The organism is Clostridium sp. AN503 (assembly GCF_040719375.1).
Lineage (GTDB): Bacteria > Bacillota > Clostridia > Lachnospirales > Lachnospiraceae > Brotaphodocola.
Genome location: NZ_JBFDTP010000001.1, coordinates 190,640 through 212,757, shown reverse-complemented (window position 1 = coordinate 212,757; position 22,118 = coordinate 190,640). Strand labels below are relative to the sequence as shown.

Below are 22,118 nucleotides of genomic sequence, written 5' to 3'. Positions count from 1 at the left end.
GAGAGCACTCTCCTCCTATTGTTTTACGTGGGGCATAACGATGACGAATAATAACACTCCTTTGTTGGAGATGCGGAATATCAAAAAAGATTTCTTCGGCAACCAGGTCCTGACGGACATCAATTTCACACTGGAAGCCGGTGAAGTACTGGGTCTGGTCGGAGAGAACGGCGCAGGCAAGAGTACTCTTATGAAGCTCCTTTTCGGTATGGACGTGATCAGGGAAACCGGCGGTTATGGCGGAGATGTACTGATCAATGGGGAAAAAGTCAATTTCCAGACACCGTTCGATGCGCTGGAAGCGGGAATCGGCATGGTGCATCAGGAGTTTTCCCTGATCCCGGGGTTTACCGCTACGGAAAATATCCTGCTCAACCGGGAGCCGATGAAAAAGAATGTAATCTCTGAGATCTTCGGGGACAGGTTAAATACACTGGATTATAAAGCAATGGCTGAGCGGTCTGAGAAGGCCATAGACAAGATGGGCGTTAAGATTGACGCGGATATGGTCATCAGTGATATGCCGGTCGGGCATAAGCAGTTTACTGAGATTGCGCGCGAGCTGAGCAAGGATCAGCTGAAACTGCTGATTCTTGATGAGCCCACGGCAGTTCTGACAGAGAAAGAAGCAGAGGCTCTGCTGGATTCCATCCGCGGCATGGCAGCCAAAGGCATTGCCGTGATTTTCATCACTCATCGTCTGCATGAGATACTGACTGTCTGTGACAAGGTTGTCATCATGCGTGATGGATATGTGGTAAAGGACGTTCCTGCAAAGGAGACGGATGTGCCGGATATCACAAGATGGATGGTAGGACGGAGCATCCAGTCTGCCGAAAGAGCAGATGTGAAGATCGACCCGGAAGCCAGGACCATCATGTCCATCAAGAATCTCTGGGTAGACATGCCTGGTGAGACGGTACGCAATGTCAATCTGGATATCAAAGAGGGCGAGATCCTTGGGATCGGCGGCCTGGCCGGACAGGGGAAGCTTGGTATCCCCAACGGTGTTATGGGACTGTACAGCGCCGGCGGCGTTGTGGAATTTGATGGAAAAGAGATCCCTCTCAACAATCCGAGGAAGTGCCTGGATGCATCACTGGCTTTCGTTTCCGAGGACCGGAGAGGCGTAGGCCTGCTGCTTGACGAGACTCTGGAGTGGAATGTTGCGTTTACCGCCATGCAGATCCAGGGTAAGTTCTTAAAGCAGTATCTGGGCGGCCTTGTTTCCTGGAGAGACGAGAAGGCGATCCGCGAGATCACCCAAAAATACATTGACGAGCTTATGATAAAATGTACCAGCTCCCAGCAGAAAGCCAGGGAACTGTCCGGCGGTAACCAGCAGAAGATCTGTCTGGCGAAGGCCTTTGCTCTTGAACCGAAGTTTTTGTTTGTTTCCGAGCCGACGCGGGGAATCGACGTCGGGGCCAAATCACTGGTTTTGGACTCCCTTAAGAAGTTCAACAGAGAATCTGGCGTTACGGTTGTTATGATTTCGTCGGAACTGGAAGAACTGCGGACTACCTGTGACCGCATCGCGATCGTTTCCGGAGGTAAGATTGCCGGGATCCTGCCGGCTACCGAATCTTCGGAAGAGTTCGGCCTGCTGATGGTCAGCCAGGTTAAATAGGGGGGAGACAGCATGGGAAAAATAGATTACAAAGTGAAAATTAAGGAATTCATTGCTGACTTTGGCCTGCCGAGACTGATCATCGCCGGTTTCCTTCTGGCAATGTTTATCCTGGCGCCGATCGTCGGGGCGGATCTCCCTACACAGATCAGCAATGTTATTAACCGTTTCAGCTGGAATGCGGTTCTGGTACTGGCTATGGTACCGATGGTACACTCCGGCTGCGGACTGAATTTCGGACTTCCGCTCGGTATTATCTCAGGCCTTCTGGGTGCGACCTTATCCATCCAGTTTGGTTTCAGCGGTCCGATGAGCTTTTTTATGGCGATTCTGATCTCCACACCGTTTGCCATCTTTTTCGGAGGCGGTTACGGCTGGCTGCTCAACAAGATCAAGGGCGGAGAGATGATGATCGCTACTTATGTGGGATTCTCGTCGGTTTCCTTTATGTGTATGATGTGGCTTCTGCTGCCGTACAACAGTCCTACCATGGTCTGGGGCCTGGCAGGCAAGGGACTTCGTACCACGATCTCACTGGAAGGCTTTTATGACAAGGCGCTGGCGAGCTTTTTACAGATCAATATCGGGAATCTTTCGATTCCGGTGGGAAGCCTTTTGTTCTTTGCCTTCCTTGCCTTTTTGATGTGGGCATTCCTGCACACAAAGACTGGAACGGCTATGACGGCAGTAGGGTCCAATCCGGACTTTGCCCGGGCATCCGGCATCAATATCGACCGGACCAGGATCATTTCCGTTGTGATGTCCACCTGGCTTGCCGCAGTCGGTATCCTGATCTATGAACAGGGCTTTGGCTTTATCCAGCTTTACATGGCGCCGTTTTATATGGCGCTTCCGGCGGTGTCAGCGATCCTGATCGGCGGCGCTTCCGTCAATAAGGCGTCCATTACCAACGTGATCATCGGTACCTTCCTGTTCCAGGGCATGGTGACCATGACTCCGACGGTAATGAATTCCATGATTCATATGGACATGAGCGAGGTTATCCGTATCATCGTATCGAATGGTATGATCCTCTATGCTTTGACCAGGAAGACGGAGGGAGCAAAATGAGTACAAAAAAGAAAAAGAATGGCGGCAGTCCCCTTGGATTGATCAGGAACAACTCTGTGCCGTTGATGTTTATTATTATCTGCGTGGTATGTATTCCGTTATCCGGTTTTTCGCCGGCATATCTGCTCAACGAGATCATGACCAGACTGGGAAGAAATGCCTTCCTGATCTTAAGCCTGTTGATCCCGATCATGGCCGGCATGGGCCTGAACTTTGGTATGACGCTGGGGGCCATGGCAGGACAGATCGGTCTGATCTTCGTAGCTGACTGGCAGATCTGGGGTATACCGGGAATGATCCTTGCGATGATCATCTCGATCCCGATCTCCATCCTGCTGGGTGTATTCTGCGGAAAGATGCTGAACATGGCAAAAGGCCGGGAGATGATCACCAGTTATATCATCGCCTTTTTCATGGACGGTGTTTATCAGATGGTTGTGCTGTATATGATGGGGCCGGTGATCCCGATCAAGCACTCCAATATCAAGCTTCCCCGTGGATACGGCATTCGTAACACGGTAAGCCTCTTAAATATGAGACAGTCTCTGGATAATCTGATGGCTGTCCGTATCGGCGGCGTTAAGATACCGGTGCTGACGCTGATCGTGATCGCTCTCTTGTGCCTGTTTATCGTATGGTTCCGCAAGACCAAGCTGGGCCAGGATATGCGAGCAGTAGGCCAGGATATGGATGTGGCAGGCGATGCCGGTATCAAGGTAGAGCGGACCAGGATCATTGCGATCGTTATGTCAACGGTCTGTGCCGGGATCGGTATGGTGCTCTATCTCCAGAATATGGGTAATATCTCCACCTACGCTTCCCATAAGCAGATCGGTATGTTCTGTATCGCTGCTCTGCTGGTAGGCGGTGCGTCGGTTGACAAGGCCTCCATCGGCAATGTGTTTGTGGGAGCTGTCCTGTTCCATCTGATGTTCATCGTGGCGCCGTCCGCGGGAGCGAAGATCACAGGAGATTCCATGATCGGTGAGTATTTCCGCGTGTTCATCTCTTACGGCGTTATCACCCTTGCCCTCGTCATGTATGAGACGAAGAAACGGCGGGCAAAGGGCAAGGCCGGAGAGGACTTAAGGACTGCGCAGAGTGAGGAGGCAGAAAATTGAAAAACAAACGTACTTTTCTGTTCCGGGCGGGAACCATCCTGCTGCTGCTCCTGATTGCAGGCGTTATGATGGTGATTGGCCGCGGGCATACAGTTTATTTTGACAATAAGGCGATCGAATACAATGGACAGACCTACGAGACTCCCTACCGGATCGATGTATATGTGGATGGGGAGCGGGTTGCAAGGCTTCGCGATGATGAGCGCGGCATGGCGACCAACATTGGTCAGAAGATGGACATTATGCTTACCATCACCCAGGAGAAGGGCGGCAGTGAAGCATCCTACAATGTGACCTTTGCACTGCCCTACAATATGGACGGTGTCGCTATCAATCTGCCGGGATATATGGCGGGTCTGCCGGAAGAGGCGTATCTGTCTGAATTCGTACCTGCACCGGATCCCACAGAGGAGGAAACAGAGTCGGGCGATGAGCTTTCAACCGATGAGTTTACCGGGCTGGGAGATATTTAAGAAACGATTTTATGTCATGTAGCCATGTAACAAGAATGGTTTATAAAACTGAGCATACAAAAAAGGAGGCAGGTGATCCGATCACCTGTCTCCTTTTTGCAGGAAGCGCGCCGCCAGGCGGCGCGCATTGATGCTTTCCGTGTTACTGTCCGCGCTTTTTCTTCATTTCTTCAAGCAATCGTTCAAACTCCTCCGAATCCCCGGACTGCTGCAGTCTCTGACGACGGCGTTCCCTGCGGCGTGCAAGGGCTTCCGCCTCTTTCTTCCGGCTGTAACTGATCCAGGCAACACCGCCGGCTGCAAGGCCGACCAGGAGGATCACCAGCAGCGCTATAAGCACTGGGGCGAGGGACCGGCTCCCTGTATGTTTCAGCGCATCATCTGATGAACTGGGCGTTGAGTCTGGATTTGCCGTGTCCGAAGGATCCTCTGGAGGGACATCTGCCAGAGTGCCGTTCACCTGAACTCCATCCTTTGCCAGCAGATATGCTGTTCCGATGGTCCGTTCATCGTAAGTGTACTTAAGGAGCGCCACTGCGTTGTCCGGATGATGTGCAGGAAGCTCCTCCAGGGATAAGTCGGCATCTGCGAAGGAAGCGTTCTTCGGCAGGGTAAGCACCCTGCCGGGCTCGATCACAAGATCGGAGGCCTTGAACTGTCCGGTATCCAGGCTGAGTGTCTCATCACCAGTCACATAGCGGGATTCGTTGTCGGCAATATTCAGGTTCTGGAAACTGCGGAAGCCGAAGTCAAGCAGCTCCTTTCCATCCAGGAAATACTGGCGGGTCTGACCCTGCTGTCCTTTCAGGATGACGGAAATGATCTTCCGGCCATCGCTTTCCGCATAAGTCACCAGTGTATTTCCCGCTTTTAACAGATATCCGGTCTTTCCTGCCACAGCCGCCGGGAAATAGAAGGGGCTGGAGGGATCGTCCGTATAGAGGAGACGGTGCTCCGTCCGGAAGGAAACCCCGTCCGGGTTGTTGGTGGTAGGTGCGATCGTATGGGTAAGGGTGGAATTGATCTTTAAAAGCGTCTCATTTTTGTAAGCGGCCTGGGCGATCAGCGCCATGTCATAGGCGGACACATACTGGGTATCGCCGTTCAGCCCGGAAGGATTGTCAAAATGACTTTCCACGCAGCCTAACTCCTCCAGCTTCGCGTTCATCATATCCACAAATTCAGGGATGCTTCCCGCCACATGTTCGGCAAGGGCATTGGCAGCCTGGTTCACGGAGATGAGGAGCAGGGAATAGAGGCAGTCCTCCACCGACATCTGGTCTCCGGCAACAAGGCTTAACTTGTTTCCACTGTCGGATTCCACGCTCATCATGGCAGTTTCGGAGAAGGTGACAGTCTCATCTAAACTGCTGTGCTCCAGCACGATCAGAGCGGTGAGGATCTTGGTGATGCTTGCGGGCGGATAAGTCTCATGGATACCCTGGCCGAACAGGACTGCGCCTGATTCCGCATCCATGACTATACCTGCCTCGGCCTGGATCCCCGTATCCGCAGGCCAGGTGGGTTTTGCCCAGGCAGTGATTATAAAAAGCTGGCAGGCCAGCAGGATGCACAATATCTGTTTTATCTTTTGCTTCAATATTAAAACCTCCCAATCTCAGACAAAATTCACACATGTTTTATCATACCTTATATGATTTGAATATTCAAGAAAATATTATTGAAATTACCCCTTCCCTTCTTCTATGTTTTGTAGTATGATATTACAGGACACTAGATATAGATTATTTTAGTGCTTACATAGACAACATATAGTATACGCTAAAGGGAGTGGAAACAAAATGGAAGTAAAAACAAATGTTATCAAAAGAAATGGGAAAGAAGTATCCTTTGATGTATCCAAAATCGTAAACGCAATCAGGAAGGCGAATCTGAGCGTGGAGCGGATTCACCAGATGAATGAGGATCAGATAAATGCAGTGGCAGAGACGATCGCAAAAATGGTAGACGAAGCGACGCATGCAGTCAACGTGGAAGATATCCAGGATATGGTAGAGACGGGTATCATGGAGATGCGCGGTTATGAGGTGGCACAGAAGTATGTGCGTTACCGCTATAAAAGGGAATTGACCCGTAAATCCAACACTACGGATAACGGCATCCTTTCTCTGCTGGAGCATATCAATGAAGAGGTAAAGCAGGAGAATTCCAACAAGAACCCGGTGATCAATTCCACTCAGCGTGACTATATGGCAGGTGAGGTCAGCAAGGACTTAAGCCGGCGTGTGCTGCTGCCGGAGGAGATCGTCCAGGCCCACGAGGCGGGGATCATCCATTTCCATGATACGGACTATTATGCGCAGAAGGAGCACAACTGCGACCTGATCAACCTGGAGGACATGCTGCAGAACGGTACGGTCATCAGCGAGACCATGATCGAGAAGCCGCACAGCTTTTTTACCGCCTGCAATGTGACCACTCAGATTGTTGCGCAGGTAGCCAGCAACCAATATGGCGGTCAGTCCTTTACTCTTTCCCATTTGGCGCCGTTTGTGGATATCAGCAGGCAGAAGATCCGTAAGAGCGTGATCGCAGAGCGTGAGGAGTGTGGTGAGAGCCTGGATGAGGCGATTGTCAGCAAGGTGGTGGAGCGCCGCCTGAAAGAGGAGATCAGGAGCGGCATCCAGACCATACAGTACCAGCTCATCACTCTGATGACCTGTAATGGCCAGGCGCCGTTCGTTACGGTGTTTATGTATCTGGATGAAGTCCCCAAGGGACGTACCAGGGAGGATCTGGCCCTGATCATCGAGGAAGTGATGCTCCAGAGGATGCAGGGAGTGAAGAATGAGAAGGGCGTATGGATCACTCCTGCATTTCCCAAGCTGATCTATGTGCTGGATGAGGACAATATCACCGAGGACGCCCCGTACTGGTATCTGACAGAGCTGGCGGCAAAATGTACGGCAAAGCGCATGGTGCCCGATTATATTTCTGCAAAGATCATGAAGGAACTGAAGCGCGGAAATGTATATACCTGCATGGGCTGCCGTTCCTTCCTGACTGTGGAGGATTCCCAGCGGAATCCGGACGGAAGCCACAAGTTTTACGGCCGGTTCAACCAGGGAGTGGTGACCATCAACCTGGTGGATGTGGCCTGTTCCTCCGACGGGAATATGGAACGGTTCTGGGATATTCTGGATGAGCGTCTGGAGCTGTGCCACCGGGGACTCCGCTGCAGGCACGAGCGTCTGTTGGGTACGATATCGGATGTGGCGCCGATCCTCTGGCAGAATGGGGCGCTGGCGAGACTGAAAAAAGGAGAGACCATCGATAAGCTTTTGTTTAACGGTTATTCAACGATCTCTCTGGGCTATGCCGGCCTTCATGAGATGTGCATGCGGATGACCGGGAAATCCCACACCGATCCGGAAGGAAAAGAGTTTGCGTTAAAGGTGATGCAGCGGCTTAACGATAAGTGTGCTGAGTGGAAGGCTGCCGAGAATATCAGCTATTCTGTGTACGGTACGCCGATGGAATCCACCACATATAAGTTCGCTAAATGCCTTCAGAAGCGTTTTGGCATCATCGAGGGTGTGACAGACAAGAACTATATCACCAACAGCTACCATGTGCATGTATCGGAGGAGATCGATGCATTTGAGAAGCTGAAATTTGAGTCTGAATTCCAGAAGCTCTCCCCGGGCGGAGCCATCAGCTATGTGGAAGTACCGAATATGCAGAACAATATTCCGGCGGTACTGTCAGTGATGCAGTTTATTTACAATAATATCATGTATGCGGAGCTGAATACCAAGAGTGATTTCTGTGAGTGCTGTGGCTATGACGGTGAGATCAGGATCGTAGAAGACGAATCCGGCAAGCTGGTGTGGGAGTGTCCCAACTGCGGCAACCGCGATCAGGACCGGATGTCTGTAGCCCGCAGGACCTGCGGTTATATTGGAACCCAGTTTTGGAACCAGGGAAGGACCCAGGAGATCCGGGACCGGGTGCTCCATCTGTGATCGGAAATATACAATCAAAAGCAGCAATGTAAAAGATGCGGCAAAACTGGCTTTCGCTGGTTTTGCCGCATCTTGTCTTATGTATTTTAGCTTGAAACAGAAGTCGTTATGCAAGTTCTGCCATATTTACGGGTGTATGGTCTTTTTTGCAGAGGTATTCCTCAAAATCAACGGCGGGCATTGGCTTTGCGTAATAATAGCCCTGTACGTAACAGCAGCCGATGCTCTTTAAATATTCCATCTGCTCACGAGTTTCAACTCCTTCTGCGATGGTGACCAGATTCAGCCATTTGGACAGGCTGACGATAAAATTCAAGATGCTCCGGTTTTGGTCGGTGGCTTTTTGCTGGATAAAATGCATATCCATCTTCAGTACATCGATAGGAAGTTCGCTGAGCATATTCAGGGATGAGTATCCGGAACCAAAGTCATCCATCTCGATCTTGAAGCCCATCTCCCGCAGCTGGTGTATGATATCGATGATCTGCTGCGGATTGTCTGTGTAGGCAGATTCGGTGATCTCCAGATGAAGCAGGTTATGGTCGATGTTATGACTGTCTGCAATGCGGCAGATCCGGTCTGCCAGGTCCGGAATATCAAAATTCGCCCGCGAAAGGTTAACGGATATGGGAACTACAGGAAGCCCCTTGTCCAGCCATGTACGCAGGTTACTGCAGGTCTTGTCCCACACATAGGAATCCAGCTTGCTGATAAAGCTGTTCCGCTCAAACAGAGGAATGAACTCACCTGGTGACATAAAGCCAAACTGTGGATGGTTCCACCGTACCAGGGCCTCTCCGCCGGTGACGTCTCCGGTAAATATCTCATGCTTGGGCTGAAAATACACTTCAAACTGATGTTCCAGCAGAGCCTGTTCCATGCTGTCCAGGATCTGTTGTTCGCGCAGGATGGCGAGCCGCAGGGAATCATCATACCGGGCAAGGTATTTGCCGTACTGGTTCTTGATCCGGCGGAGTGCCAAAAGCGCCCGGTCGCACATCACGGAAACCGGAAGATGGCGGTTCACATTCTCGTAAATCCCATATTTGATGATCAGGTTGGGAACGGGGCAGTCAGGATAACCGTTTTCTATCTGCTGCTGGACGATCTCTTCAAAATTGTTCTCCCTGTGCTCTACCAGGAATGCGAAAACATCACCGCGGATGCGTGCGCAGATATCGTTGCTGCCCAGATGCTTCCGGATCAGATCCGCCACATAGCGGAGCAGTTCGTCTCCCATCCCTTCGCCTGAACGTTCGTTGACCAGCTTGAAATTCTCAATGTCGCTGCATATGATATCGTATTCTTTGTCTGGATCCTGTTCCAGGATACGCATTACGCGCTGATAGAAAAATTCTCTGCTGTAAAGACCGGTCAGCTGGTCATATTCCAGCATGTTCAGCATGGCAGAGGATTCCCTCAAGTGGATGATGCTGGCGATCCTGTGCCGGACTACTTCCGGGTTGTAGGGCTTTGTCACAAAATCAGATGCGCCGTTTGCAAGGCAGCGGATCTCGTCCTCATCACTGTCTTTTGAAGTGGTGATGATCACGGGGACCGCAGACATGATAGGATCCTTTTTTACATGGTCCAGAAATTCATAGCCATCCATAACAGGCATGGTCAGATCAAGGAGGATCAGTGAAATATCTTCCTTACAGGAGCGCAGCAGATTCAGGCCCTCAAGCCCGTTGACGGCCTGCAGCAGATCGTAATCCTGTTCCAGGATATTGCAGAGGATGATTCGGTTGATCTCCTGATCTTCTACGATCAGGATTTTTCTTTTACGTGCCATAATTTACCTCGGGATACGTGTTAAGCAATATAAAAAGCCCTACGGAAGTAAGACCTGCTGTCTAAAATGATGTACTATAATCTTATTATATCGGGGTATGTCCAGATTGTCAATTTACATTTCTGGCAAAAAATGCCAAATTTCTGAAAAATTTGTAATTGATGTTGAGATTGTTTGAAAAATTCAGGAGATTGAAAGAGGAAATTAATTGTAATTGTTTTTTGGGCATGATAAGATACAAATGGGATGGAACTTGAAAAATTGAGAGCTCGTGGTCTTAAGGAGGATGAATCTATGTGGACGCGTGAAGAACTGAAAAGCAGGGCAAAAGACTGCCTGCGCAAATACTACTGGATGGCATTTCTTGTGAGTCTGATCGCATCACTGTTAGGCGGAGGGATGTCAGGCGGAGCGGGAGCAGGCGGAAAAGTGAATTTTAGCCGGAGCAGCGGCACCACATCAGAGTTTCAGGGCGATGTGGGAAGTCTGTTGGGAAATACGAATCAGGGCATGGTGATGGCGGTCATTGCTATTGTGCTCGTGGTTATCGTTGTTATGCTTATATTTGGAACCCTTTGGAGTGCCTTCATGGGAAATGTGGTGGAGGTAGGCTGCTGCCGCTACTTCATGGAGAGCCGGGCATCCGGCCAGTCCGCAGGGCTGGGACGGCTGTTCTGGTGCTTTGAGCGCGGCAAGTATTTAAATGTAGTAAAGGTCATGTTTTTGAAGAACCTGTTTATTTTCCTGTGGACCCTGGTACTGATCATTCCTGGTATCATCAAAACATATGAGTATGCTATGGTACCTTATATCCTTTCGGAGAACCCCAATATGGATTACCGGGATGCCCTGGCGTTGAGCCGTCAGATGATGGATGGCGAGAAGTTCAATCTGTTTGTGCTGCAGTGGTCCTTTATTGGATGGGAGCTGTTGGGTATGCTTTTATGTGGTATTGGCATACTTTTTGTGGTCCCCTATGAGAACGCTACGTTTGCAGAGCTGTACGCCGTTCTGCGTAAAAGACCGGCTGCATCAGGAGCCGTCCTCCCAGGCTATGGCCCGGAACAGGAGACTGTATATACGGATTATACAATGTATTGATGCAGGAAAAATGTAGAAATGCCTCATGAGATATGTGTTTTTTTCGATGATTCCTTGCAACCGTATGGGTTTAATGATATACTGTGAACACTTGGCGAGGTACTTTCGAGCCTGGCGAGAACGGATACAACCACGGAGCAAGACTGCAGGGAAGGGACGTTTTATGTCTTTGAATAATGAATATGCCATCCAGGTACAGGATGTAAGCAAAGTATACAGATTATATGAGAAACCCATCGACCGGCTGAAGGAGTCGTTAAGCCTGTCCCACAAGAACTACCACAGGGACTTTTTTGCGCTGAGCGGCATCTCTTTCCAGGTGAAGAAGGGCGAGACCGTGGGCATTATCGGGACCAATGGTTCCGGTAAGTCCACCATATTAAAGATCATTACGGGGGTTCTGACCCCGACGGACGGAAGTGTCCGTGTAAGCGGAGTCATCTCCGCCCTTTTGGAGCTGGGAGCCGGCTTCAACATGGATTATACCGGAATTGAGAATGTCTATATGAATGGAACCATGATGGGATTTTCCCGCAGCCAGATGGAACAGAAGCTGCCGGACATCCTGGAGTTTGCCGATATCGGGGATTTTGTCTATCAGCCGGTAAAGACGTATTCCAGCGGTATGTTCGTGCGGCTTGCTTTTGCGCTCGCGATCAACGTGGAGCCGGAGATCCTGATCGTGGATGAGGCCCTCTCGGTGGGGGACGTGTTCTTCCAGGCGAAGTGTTACCGCCGCATGGAGGAGATCCGCAAGAACGGCACGACGATCCTGATGGTAACCCATGATATGGGGAGCGTCATCAAATACTGCGACCGGGTCGTTCTTTTGAATAAAGGCCATTTCGTGGCTGAGGGAGCGCCGGGCAAGATGGTGGATCTGTATAAGAAGATCCTGGCAAACCAGATGGACGCCTTAGAGGAAGAACTGGAGGAGATGAACGATTTTTCCGGCGGGTTGACGGATGGCGGGGCAAATCCGGCCAGAGAGACCGCGGGGACGGGAGCAGATCCCCACTCAGGAAAGCCATCGCATCAGCGTCATGACGGTCTGATGAAGGACAGGCTCACCATCAACCCGAACCGCACAGAGTACGGGAACGGCAAGGCGGAGATTTATGATCTGGGACTGTTTGACGGGCAGGGCAATCTGACGAATCTTTTACTAAAGGGTGAGGAATTTACCATAAAAGAGAAGATCCGCTTTCACGAGGATGTCCAGGCGCCGATCTTCACTTACACGATCAAGGATAAAAAAGGTGCTGATTTGACCGGCACCAATACCATGTTTGAGGGCGCTGATATCAAGCCGGTAAAGCGCGGGGATGAATATGAAGTGAGCTTCCGGCAGAAAATGACCCTGCAGGGCGGCGAATATCTGCTGTCCATGAGCTGTACGGGCTTTGAGCAGGGAGAGCACACGGTCTACCACCGGCTTTATGATGTGGCGAATATCACGGTGATATCCAACAAGAACACGGTTGGTGTGTATGATATGGAATCTCAGGTGGAGGCACGGCTGAATTCAGACGGTAAGGTTTAGGAAAAGGACGAGAACCATGAGGAAGATAGACGACGAGATACAGATGCTTTTAAAAGAGCACAGGGGGAATATCCGGGAGATCCTGGCGGACAATGAACGCCTGGATCTCCTCTATGCCCTCTCCAGCCAGAGGGAAATGCTGCTGGAATGGTATGATTTTGATCCGGAGGGAGAACTTCTGCAGGTAGGTGCCGATTATGGAGCCATGACCGGACTGTACCGGACCAGCGTTAGTCAGGTGACTGTGCTGGACGCAGATGCAGACGCCTTAAGGACTGTAGAAATGCGTTATCCCGGTGCGCCCAATATCCGGTATGAGAAGGATACCCTGACAGGATATGCCGAGAGGATGACTGCTGCCGCGGGCCGGGCCTATGATTATGTGGTCCTGGCAGGCAGTCTTGAGGCTCCTTACGAGGACAACATCCAGGCAGCGAAGAAGCTGCTTAAGCCGGATGGGGTCCTGATCGTGGCTTCTGCCAATGCACTTGGCATGAAGTACCTGGCGGGGACCAGGATTGAGGACAATGCCCTGACGAAGAAACATCTGACGGAGCTTTTGACAGAAAACGGACAGGGCCATTTTAAATACTATTATCCGATGCCGGACTACCGGGTGCCTGTCAGCATCTATTCAGACCGCTATCTGCCCAAAAAGGGCGATCTGACCAAAGTGACGCCGGCGTATGACTATCCGCCCTATCACATGATGGATATGGGAGAGAAGTTCGACGCAGTGTGCGAGGCGGATGCATTTGATCTGTATGCCAACTCTTATCTGGTCTTTTGGAGCAGGAATCGTACAAAGATCAAAAGCAGAGATGAGCGGATCTTTATAAAATATAATAAGACAAGGCGGGAACAGTTTCAGATCAAAACCTGTATCTGCGAATATCTGGCGCCGAAAGATCCGGATGAAGAGAAGCGGATCCGGGAGCAGAAGACGGGAGAGGCTTATGAGCTGACCTGGAAGCGTTATGTAGAAAAAGCGGCGCTCAGCCTGGACGGGATCCAGCATATATGGTCGTTCAAGGAAAAGTATGAGAAGCTTTCAGCCCAGCACCGGACCCTTAAGGCGGCGGAGCCGGATTACCGCGAGGACCGGAATTCCGCTTTTTTCCCATACCTTGTGGGAGAAACTCAGGCGGAGAGGCTGGGGGAGCAGATACAGGGCGGACAGCTGCCTGTAGCAGTGCTGCGCACAGCCATGGATCAGATCTATGACATCGGACCGGAATACCGCAGTCCGTTCGTCCGCACCGCGGAATTTGACGAAGTATTTGGGGAGGCACTGTCTGAGGCGGAGTTTGAGATCCTTGGCAGCGATACCACCTGTATGGTATCCAATATTGACGCATTGTTTGAAAATATGCTGATGACAGAGGACGGCATCTATTGTCTGGACTATGAGTGGGTGTTTTTATTTCCGGTGCCGGAGCATTTTGTGAAATACAGGATCCTGTATTATTTTTATGAGCAGTACAGCAGCGTTATGAGACAGCTGGGGCTTCCGGATATTCTGGCTGCGTTTGATATTACGGCGGAGATGGCGGATGTGTACAGGAAAATGGAGATTAATTTCCAGAATTATGTGCACGGGGAGAACCAGCAGATCTACCTGGGCAATTACATGGTCTATTCCAGGGGAATCATGGAGATCCGGCAGACGGAGAGCGATTTATCCCGCGCACGGGAGCGGATCGAGCAGATGAAGATCCACAGCAGGGAAAAGGATGTGACGATCCGTAAGATCACGGAAGTCCAGCGCCTGACCAACAACCATGTGACGAATCTGGAGGCGATCATCCGGGATCTGCGCCATGAGATCGACGAGATGGGGAAGACCCTTACGTATCTGAATGGTCATGAAGCGCTGCTTTTTAAAGCCAGAAGGAAGTTGGGGGATTCCTTTAACCGCAAGTACCCGAAGGGTTCTCTGGAGCGGAAGAAGCTGTCCTATAAAAAAGAATACCTGCTGCATCCGGTCCGCTCCTCAAGATTCTACTCCACGCCGGAGGGAAAGAATCTCAGGGATGGCGATTTCCATATTGGGGAGATCTATAAGCGGCACGGAAAGCTTAAGTTTGAACAGGCGGAGGAGCCAAAGGTTTCCATTGTGATCCCGGTATATAACCAGATCCACTATACCTATGCCTGCCTGCTGTCGATCCTGGAGCATACGAAGGACGTTTCCTACGAGGTCATTATCGCGGACGACGTATCGACGGATGCTACCGAGCATTTGTCTGAATATGCGGAAGGGCTGGTTATCTGCCGCAATACGACCAACCAGGGGTTTCTGCGCAACTGCAATAATGCGGCGCGCCATGCCCGTGGAAAATATGTGATGTTTTTGAACAATGACACCCAGGTGACGGAAGGCTGGCTCAGTTCGCTGGTAAAGCTCATGGAATCCGATCCGTCTATCGGGATGGTCGGTTCCAAGCTGGTGTATCCGGACGGAAGGCTTCAGGAGGCGGGCGGCATCATCTGGAGCGACGGCAGCGGCTGGAATTATGGGCGTCTGGACGACCCGGACAAGCCGGAATATAACTATGTGAAGGATGTGGACTATATTTCCGGTGCGGCGATCCTTCTGTCCAACGACCTGTGGAAACAGATCGGCGGGTTTGACACGCGGTTTGCCCCGGCATACTGTGAGGATTCGGATCTTGCTTTTGAGGTGCGAAAAGCCGGATACCGGGTGGTGTTCCAGCCGCTCTCCAAGGTCATCCATTTCGAAGGTATTTCCAACGGCACTGACGTAGAGGGCACGGGCCTGAAACGCTATCAGGCGGTGAACAGTAAGAAACTCAAGGAGAAGTGGGCGGAAGAATTCGCAAAGCAGTGTGAAAATGACGGCAATCCTGATCCGTTCCGGGCCAGAGAGCGCAGTATGGGCAAAAAGATCATTCTGGTGGTGGACCATTATGTGCCTACTTACGATAAGGATGCAGGCTCCAAGACCACATTCCAGTATTTGAAGATGTTTTTGAAAAAAGGCTATGTGGTGAAATTCCTGGGTGATAATTTCATGCATGAGGAGCCGTATACTACCGAACTGCTCCAGATGGGGATCGAGGTGCTGTACGGGCCGGAATATCAGGTGAAGATCTGGGACTGGCTGCGGGATCACGGGGATGACATTGCGGTGGCTTATTTGAACCGCCCCCATATTGCATCCAAGTATATTGATTATATTCTGGACAATACGGATACAAAGGTGATCTACTATGGACATGACCTGCATTTCCTGCGGGAGAGCCGGGAGTACCAGATCACAGGAGACTTGAAGACCAAGGAGGATGCGGAGTACTGGAAGTCTGTGGAGCTGACACTGATGAGCAAGGCGGCGGTCTCCTATTATCCGTCCTATATTGAGCGGGATGCGGTCAAAGAGATCGATCCGACGATCCATGTAAAGGATATTACAGCTTATGTTTTTGATGAATTTAAGACGGACATCCAGGAGGACTTTGCAAAGAGGGAAGGACTGCTGTTTGTAGGCGGCTTCGCCCATCCGCCGAATGCGGACGCAGTGTTATGGTTTGCCAAGGACATCTATCCGCTCATCCGTCAGCAGATGGAAGCGGCAGGACGCCGTGCGCCGGAATTCTATGTGGTTGGTTCCAAGGTGACTGATGAGATCAAGGCGTTAGAACAGCCGGGCAGAGGGATTGTCATCAAGGGCTTTGTGTCGGAGGAAGAGCTGGAACAGCTTTATGCCACCTGTAAGATCGTGGTGGTACCGCTGCGCTATGGCGCCGGAGTGAAAGGCAAGGTGGTGGAGGCCATCTACAACGGCGCGCCGATCGTGACGACCTCGATCGGGGCCGAGGGTATCCCCCAGGTGGAGGATGTGCTGCTGGTGGAGGATACGCCGGAGCAGTTCGCAGAGACAGTGGTGCGGCTTTATCAGGATGATGAGGCGTGCAGGGAGCTGTGCGGGAGGACCCAGAAGTATATCAGGCAGCATTTTAGTATGGATGCGGCATGGAGAGTGGTGGAGGAAGACTTCCAATAGGATATTGAAAATGGATTTTGTTCAGGCTTTTATAAGTCTGCTCAAAATCCATTTTTTGTATATCCTATAAAATGTACATCTGAAAAAATATAAGTCGTGTATTGTTTTGCCTTCCGGTATCCGTTATAATAGAAATACGAATAAGATTACTGCCGCTGCCATATCGGGAAGGTGGGAGTATGACAGTAAAAAAACCATTTTGTGATCTACAGTTTCCAGATGCATTTATGTTCGCAGCGGCTATGGAGGATGAAGAAGTCTGCCGCGGAGTTTTGGAACGGATTTTGGGGATACCGATTAAAGCGGTAAAAGTCAGAGGAGAAGCGACCATGTTTGTGAACCCGGATTTCCGGGGAGTACGTTTGGACGTTTATGCAGATGATGAAGCGGGAAATGTGTTTGATGTGGAGATGCAGACCACGGATAAACGGAATCTTCCCAAGCGGAGCCGGTTTTACCAGGGCCAGATGGACATGGCAACCCTGAAGCCAGGAGCAGATTTCAATGAGCTTCCTAAAAGCTTTATTATCTTTATCTGCAATTTTGATCCATTTGGGCATGGGCGTTATCAATATACCTGTGTCACCCATTGCAAGGAGACTGGAGAAGAGCTTGGAGACGAGGCATACAAGATCTTTTTGAACACAAAAGGCCAAAATGATGACGAAGAATCGCCGGAACTGATCCGTTTTTTGAAGTATGTGGAGGGCGCTTCTTCTGCCACAGAATATCAGCTGGATGAACTGATCCATAAAATCGAGACAAGGATTGCGGATATCAAGCGAAGCCGGGGAATGGAGGTGAGGTATATGCTGTTCAGTGAAATGCTCAGCGATGAGCGGAAGGAAGGCCTGGAGGAAGGTCTGAAAGCAGGTTTCCAGGAAGGCAGAGACAGCCTCTTAAGGCTTATGGATCTGATGGAAGCCGGGGGAGATACGGACAAGATTCCTCTCCTTCGAAAGGATGCCGGGCTTCTACAAAAAATGTATGACAAATATCATATCGGGGTTTGATTCTTCAGGCTTCGCTGCCGCCGGTTTCTATGCTGGCGGCAGAAATCAAAGATATGTCGGGAATTAATCTTTACTCTTTTAATTCCAACTGGTTAAAAAAACAGCAAAATATGATTTATGACTAAAAAGATAAAGCGGGGGCAGTGGTTTTATTCGTTAGCGTTAAAATGATTACTATTTTATGAAGATAGTAGCATTCTATCCGGAAAAATGATATAATCCAACATGATTATGGGCATTTTTGCCCTGGTAGACGGCAGGCAGAAAAGCATGGCCGGTACAGGAGGAAATGATGCAGGCGATTTTACTGGCAGGGGGCCTGGGGACGAGGCTCCGGAGCGTGGTGAGTGACCGGCCGAAGCCGATGGCTCTGATCGAGAACAAACCATTTATGGAATACGTAGTGCATGAACTGTCGCGGCATGGCGTGACGGATATTATTTTTGCAGTTGGATATAAAGGCTCTATGGTGGAAGAATATTTTGGAGACGGAAGCCGGTTTGCGGCATCTTCACCGGAGCATCGGGCTGCGGGTGATTCTGCGGCAGCCGTATCGGGCTCTGATTTGCAGACAGGTATGCATCTTTGCATCCATTATGCCTACGAGGAGGAGCTTTTGGGCACTGCGGGCGCTATCAAAAATGCGGGCAGGTTTATAACGGATGACAGGTTTTTCGTGCTGAATGCAGATACATTCTATCAGATCGATTACAGCCGCCTGACCAGGATGCAGCAGGAGGAAGACCTGGCGATGGCCCTGGTCCTGCGGCAGGTTGCGGATATCTCCCGGTACGGGGAGGCGGTGCTGGATCAAGACGGCAGGCTGACCGGGTTTAACGAAAAGACTACGGCGGCACGGCCGGGTACGATCAACGGCGGTGTGTATCTGATGACGCGGGAGTTGCTAATGGATATCCCGGAGGGGAAGGTTTCCCTTGAAAATGACATGATCCCAAAGTGGCTGAAAGAGGGCCGCAGGCTGGGGGGTTTTGTGAATGATGGTTATTTTATTGATATTGGAATACCGGAGGATTACTTTAAATTCATTGAGGACGTGAAGAAAGGAGTTGTCATATGGTGATCAGAGGACGGGCGCCGCTGCGGGTCAGCTTTGGCGGAGGCGGGACGGATGTGCCGCCGTTTTGTGTGGAGCAGGGCGGAGCCATCATTGGCAGCACGATCAATAAATATGCTTACTGTTCGATCGTTCCGAGAGAGGATGATGAGATCATCGTCCACTCTCTGGATTTTGATATGACGGTGAAATACAATACAAAAGAGAATTACGTCTATGACGGCAGGCTGGATCTGGTGACGGCAGCACTCAAAGCGATGGATATCCATCAGGGCTGCGAGGTGTATTTACAGTGCGACGCGCCTCCAGGTTCCGGCCTTGGGACGTCGTCCACGGTGATGGTGGCGCTTTTGATCGCCATGGCCCGCTGGAAGGGCGTGGAGATGGATGGATACCGTCTGGCGGATCTTGCCTATCAGGTGGAGCGGGAGGATCTAAAGATTGACGGAGGCTATCAGGACCAGTATGCGGCCACCTTTGGCGGGTTCAATTTTATTGAATTTCATGGGCGCAACAATGTGGTGGTGAACCCGCTGCGCATTAAAAAGGATATTATCCATGAGTTACAATATAACCTGCTTCTGTGTTATACGGGCAATATCCACGTGTCTGCAAACATCATCAAGGACCAGGTGTCAAACTATGAGAAGAAGGATGCCTTTGACGCTATGTGCGAGGTGAAAGCCCTTGCCTATGCGCTGAAGGATGAGCTGCTGAAAGGGAATCTTCACAGCTTCGGCAAGCTTTTGGACTACGGCTGGCAGAGCAAGAAGCGGATGAGCAGCAAGATCACCAATCCGCAGATCGATGAGCTTTATGATGAAGCATTAAAGGCCGGAGCCCTGGGCGGGAAGCTGCTGGGGGCGGGCGGAGGCGGTTATCTTCTGATGTACTGTCCCTACAATGTAAAGCATAAGGTGGCTGCCAGGATGGAAGCCGTGGGCGGTCAGCTCACAGACTGGAATTTTGAGCTTCGGGGCGCCCAGTCCTGGATCGCGGATGAGAACCGATGGGATTATGGCAGCGTGAAGGTGCACATGCCGAATGGAGATTACCAGTTTGAGGTATGATAGAATCAGGCAGAATGGAGCGTCAGAATGGAAAAAGTGATATTTTTGGACCGGGACGGGACGCTGAATGAAGAAGTCAATTACCTGCACCGGAAAGAAGATCTAAAGATATTGGACGGCGTGCCGGAAGCGCTGCGTATGCTCAAAGAGCACGGTTATAAGCTGGTGGTGGTGACCAACCAGGCGGGAGTGGCCCGCGGATATTATGCGGAGGCAGATGTAGAAGAACTGCATCGGTATATGAATGGGCTGTTAAAGCCGCTGGGAGCGGAGATAGATGCATTTTATTACTGCCCCCACCATCCGGAGCATGGGATTGGGAAATATAAGGCGGTCTGCCGCTGCCGGAAACCGGAAACAGGGATGTTTGAGATGGCAGAGCAGGAATTTGAGGTGGATAAAGCTGCATCCTGGATGATCGGGGACAAGCTGATCGACGTCCAGGCCGGAAAGAATTATGGAGTGAAGACCGTTCTGGTGGGAACCGGATATGGAGCAGAGATCCACGCGGGGCTGAAGGCGGAATCGGTCATCCCGGAAAAAGAAGGAGCAATGCCCTATGATATTTACGCCGAAACACTTGCTGACGCCGCCAGAGCGATTGCTGGAGCCTGAGATCATAGCGGGTAAGATAAAGAAGGATAAGGCTGGAAAAGAAAGGCAGGATACGAAGATGGATATGATGCTGAAACTGGAGCAGAGAAAGATACTGGAGGAACTGACGGAACGCTATCCGGAGCTGGAGGCGGTGCGCACCCCTATCCTGGAAGCATATCAGCTGTTGGAAAACTGTTATATGCGCGGCGGTAAGCTGCTGATTGCAGGAAACGGCGGGAGCTGTGCGGATGCGGAGCATATGGTGGGAGAGCTGATGAAGGGATTTGTAAAGCGCCGCCGTCTGCCGGGGTCACTGCGTTTAAAGCTGCAGGAATGTGACGCGGAGCACGGGGCAGACCTGGCGGAATGTCTTCAGGGAGGGCTGATGGCGATCGCCCTGACCGGGCATCCGGGATTGTCTACGGCATTTTCCAATGATGTGGATGCGGACATGGTGTTTGCGCAGCAGCTCTGTGGATATGGTGTGGCCGGGGATGTGTTCCTGGGGATATCTACCTCCGGCAACTCGAAGAATGTGGATTATGCGGTGACGGTGGCGAAGGCGAAGGACATTAAGGTCATCGGACTGACCGGAAGGGACGGCGGTAAGCTGGGACAGCGCGCGGATGCGGCGATCATTGTGCCGGAGACGGAGACTTACAAGATCCAGGAGCTGCACCTGCCGGTTTATCATGCTTTGTGCCTGATGCTGGAGGAGCGGTTTTTTGCGGATTGAGAATGATTGACAGAGATGAGACAGAGATAAAAGGAGTTGCCGATGATTAGCCATACATTTGCGGTCTGCGCATATAAGGATTCCCCTTATCTTGAGGCATGTATCAAATCTTTAAAACGCCAGTCAGTACCGGCCGATATCATTTTGTGCACCTCTACTCCGAGCCGGTACATCCAGGCCCTGGCGGACGTGTTCGACCTGCCGCTCTATGTGCGGGAGGGGGAAAGTGATATCCAGGAGGACTGGAATTTTGCTTATGAAAAGGCGAAGGGCAGGCTTGTTACCATTGCCCACCAGGACGACTGCTACCATAAGGATTATGCAAGACAGGTCCAGGAGTGCTGGGAGAAGTACCCGGATACTACGGTATTTACCACGGACTGTTCGATCCTTAAAGGAGACGAACCCAAGAAGCCGGGGCTGGTCCAGTTTGTAAAGCTTGTTCTGCGGCTTCCGCTGCGGTTGCGGAAAATCGCGGACAGGACCTGGGTGAAGCGGGCGGCGCTTATTTTCGGCAATCCGGTCATTTGTCCGTCCTGCACATACGACAAAGCTGCTTTGGGGGAGCCTTTGTTTGATTCCCCTTACAAGTTTGCCCTGGATTGGGATACCATGTGGAAGCTGGCGGCACGTCCCGGCAGGTTTGTCTGTGTGGAGCATCCGCTGATCCGCTACCGGATCCACGACGGCGCAACCACAAAAGTCTGCATTGAGAACCACCTGAGGGCGGAGGATGAGGCAGCCATGTATGGCAAGATCTGGCCTGAGCCGGTGGTGAGGGTCCTGATGTGGTTTTATCGGAAAGCCTATGGCGCTTATGGGTCATGACATGTGAGCATCCGGGATCAGTCTTAAAAATACAGAAACAGATATAGGAGAAACA

The 22,118-nt window shown here is 51.0% G+C and carries 16 protein-coding genes; 14 read left to right on the top strand and 2 right to left on the bottom strand.

The window, feature by feature from the left end:
* Positions 1-40 precede the first annotated feature (40 nt).
* Genes AB1I67_RS00905 through AB1I67_RS00890 form a run of 4 tightly spaced genes read left to right on the top strand, consistent with a single transcriptional unit; the run spans position 41 to position 4,295 of the window.
* A complete protein-coding gene (locus AB1I67_RS00905; RefSeq protein ID WP_367027938.1) occupies positions 41-1,630 on the top strand; it encodes a sugar ABC transporter ATP-binding protein in 1,590 nt (529 codons plus the stop codon).
* 12 nt (positions 1,631-1,642) lie between these two features.
* Entirely contained in the window at positions 1,643-2,701 is a 1,059-nt protein-coding gene (locus AB1I67_RS00900; RefSeq protein WP_367027937.1) for an ABC transporter permease, read from the top strand.
* Entirely contained in the window at positions 2,698-3,822 is a 1,125-nt protein-coding gene (locus tag AB1I67_RS00895) for an ABC transporter permease (protein WP_367027936.1), read from the top strand. Before AB1I67_RS00900 ends, AB1I67_RS00895 begins: the two co-directional genes overlap by 4 nt.
* Positions 3,819-4,295 (top strand): DUF6672 family protein, encoded by a 477-nt coding sequence (locus AB1I67_RS00890; RefSeq protein WP_367027935.1) that lies wholly within the window; start codon positions 3,819-3,821, stop codon positions 4,293-4,295. Before AB1I67_RS00895 ends, AB1I67_RS00890 begins: the two co-directional genes overlap by 4 nt.
* 142 nt (positions 4,296-4,437) lie before the next feature.
* On the opposite strand, the gene AB1I67_RS00885 is transcribed toward AB1I67_RS00890, so the two are convergent.
* On the bottom strand, positions 4,438-5,895 hold the full coding sequence (locus tag AB1I67_RS00885; RefSeq protein ID WP_367027934.1) for a D-alanyl-D-alanine carboxypeptidase family protein: 1,458 nt from the start codon (positions 5,893-5,895) through the stop codon (positions 4,438-4,440).
* A gap of 202 nt (positions 5,896-6,097) precedes the next feature.
* Between AB1I67_RS00885 and nrdD the strand changes: the two genes are divergently transcribed.
* Positions 6,098-8,281, top strand: a complete 2,184-nt coding sequence (nrdD, locus tag AB1I67_RS00880; protein ID WP_367027933.1) for an anaerobic ribonucleoside-triphosphate reductase — start codon at positions 6,098-6,100, stop codon at positions 8,279-8,281.
* 106 nt (positions 8,282-8,387) lie between these two features.
* On the opposite strand, the gene AB1I67_RS00875 is transcribed toward nrdD, so the two are convergent.
* Entirely contained in the window at positions 8,388-10,076 is a 1,689-nt protein-coding gene (locus AB1I67_RS00875) for an EAL domain-containing protein (RefSeq protein ID WP_367027932.1), read from the bottom strand.
* A gap of 294 nt (positions 10,077-10,370) precedes the next feature.
* Here AB1I67_RS00875 and AB1I67_RS00870 point away from each other — a divergent pair, with 294 nt between their 5' ends.
* The 9 genes from AB1I67_RS00870 to AB1I67_RS00830 all read left to right on the top strand — a co-directional run bounded on the left by AB1I67_RS00870 (position 10,371) and on the right by AB1I67_RS00830 (position 22,063).
* Entirely contained in the window at positions 10,371-11,177 is an 807-nt protein-coding gene (locus tag AB1I67_RS00870; protein ID WP_367027931.1) for a DUF975 family protein, read from the top strand.
* Between the two features lie 163 nt (positions 11,178-11,340).
* The gene (locus AB1I67_RS00865) at positions 11,341-12,720 is read left to right on the top strand and encodes an ABC transporter ATP-binding protein (protein WP_367027930.1); all 1,380 of its coding nucleotides are present in this window, start codon (positions 11,341-11,343) and stop codon (positions 12,718-12,720) included.
* A 16-nt stretch (positions 12,721-12,736) separates the two neighbouring features.
* Positions 12,737-16,744, top strand: coding sequence for a glycosyltransferase (locus AB1I67_RS00860; protein WP_367027929.1), 4,008 nt, complete (start codon positions 12,737-12,739; stop codon positions 16,742-16,744).
* A 179-nt stretch (positions 16,745-16,923) separates the two neighbouring features.
* Positions 16,924-17,757: an Rpn family recombination-promoting nuclease/putative transposase gene (locus AB1I67_RS00855; protein WP_367027928.1), complete on the top strand. Its 834-nt coding sequence runs from the start codon at positions 16,924-16,926 to the stop codon at positions 17,755-17,757.
* 289 nt (positions 17,758-18,046) lie between these two features.
* A complete protein-coding gene (locus AB1I67_RS00850; RefSeq protein WP_367027927.1) occupies positions 18,047-18,838 on the top strand; it encodes a nucleotidyltransferase family protein in 792 nt (263 codons plus the stop codon).
* Positions 18,832-19,902, top strand: coding sequence for a GHMP kinase (locus AB1I67_RS00845; RefSeq protein WP_367027926.1), 1,071 nt, complete (start codon positions 18,832-18,834; stop codon positions 19,900-19,902). Before AB1I67_RS00850 ends, AB1I67_RS00845 begins: the two co-directional genes overlap by 7 nt.
* Before the next feature lie 27 nt (positions 19,903-19,929).
* On the top strand, positions 19,930-20,517 hold the full coding sequence (gene gmhB, locus AB1I67_RS00840; RefSeq protein WP_367027925.1) for a D-glycero-beta-D-manno-heptose 1,7-bisphosphate 7-phosphatase: 588 nt from the start codon (positions 19,930-19,932) through the stop codon (positions 20,515-20,517).
* 67 nt (positions 20,518-20,584) lie between these two features.
* Entirely contained in the window at positions 20,585-21,235 is a 651-nt protein-coding gene (locus AB1I67_RS00835) for an SIS domain-containing protein (RefSeq protein ID WP_367029129.1), read from the top strand.
* 42 nt (positions 21,236-21,277) lie between these two features.
* Entirely contained in the window at positions 21,278-22,063 is a 786-nt protein-coding gene (locus tag AB1I67_RS00830; protein ID WP_367027924.1) for a glycosyltransferase family A protein, read from the top strand.
* Positions 22,064-22,118 lie beyond the last annotated feature (55 nt).

Excerpts from the sequence above, each read along its gene's own strand:
- AB1I67_RS00905 (WP_367027938.1), top strand. The coding sequence starts at position 41 with ATGACGAATAATAACACTCCTTTGTTGGAGATGCGGAATATCAAAAAA.
- AB1I67_RS00900 (WP_367027937.1), top strand. The coding sequence starts at position 1,643 with ATGGGAAAAATAGATTACAAAGTGAAAATTAAGGAATTCATTGCTGAC.
- AB1I67_RS00895 (WP_367027936.1), top strand. The coding sequence starts at position 2,698 with ATGAGTACAAAAAAGAAAAAGAATGGCGGCAGTCCCCTTGGATTGATC.
- nrdD (WP_367027933.1), top strand. The coding sequence starts at position 6,098 with ATGGAAGTAAAAACAAATGTTATCAAAAGAAATGGGAAAGAAGTATCC.
- AB1I67_RS00875 (WP_367027932.1), bottom strand. The coding sequence starts at position 10,076 with ATGGCACGTAAAAGAAAAATCCTGATCGTAGAAGATCAGGAGATCAAC.
- AB1I67_RS00870 (WP_367027931.1), top strand. The coding sequence starts at position 10,371 with ATGTGGACGCGTGAAGAACTGAAAAGCAGGGCAAAAGACTGCCTGCGC.
- AB1I67_RS00865 (WP_367027930.1), top strand. The coding sequence starts at position 11,341 with ATGTCTTTGAATAATGAATATGCCATCCAGGTACAGGATGTAAGCAAA.
- AB1I67_RS00860 (WP_367027929.1), top strand. The coding sequence starts at position 12,737 with ATGAGGAAGATAGACGACGAGATACAGATGCTTTTAAAAGAGCACAGG.
- AB1I67_RS00855 (WP_367027928.1), top strand. The coding sequence starts at position 16,924 with ATGACAGTAAAAAAACCATTTTGTGATCTACAGTTTCCAGATGCATTT.
- AB1I67_RS00850 (WP_367027927.1), top strand. The coding sequence starts at position 18,047 with ATGATGCAGGCGATTTTACTGGCAGGGGGCCTGGGGACGAGGCTCCGG.
- AB1I67_RS00845 (WP_367027926.1), top strand. The coding sequence starts at position 18,832 with ATGGTGATCAGAGGACGGGCGCCGCTGCGGGTCAGCTTTGGCGGAGGC.
- gmhB (WP_367027925.1), top strand. The coding sequence starts at position 19,930 with ATGGAAAAAGTGATATTTTTGGACCGGGACGGGACGCTGAATGAAGAA.
- AB1I67_RS00835 (WP_367029129.1), top strand. The coding sequence starts at position 20,585 with ATGCTGAAACTGGAGCAGAGAAAGATACTGGAGGAACTGACGGAACGC.
- AB1I67_RS00830 (WP_367027924.1), top strand. The coding sequence starts at position 21,278 with ATGATTAGCCATACATTTGCGGTCTGCGCATATAAGGATTCCCCTTAT.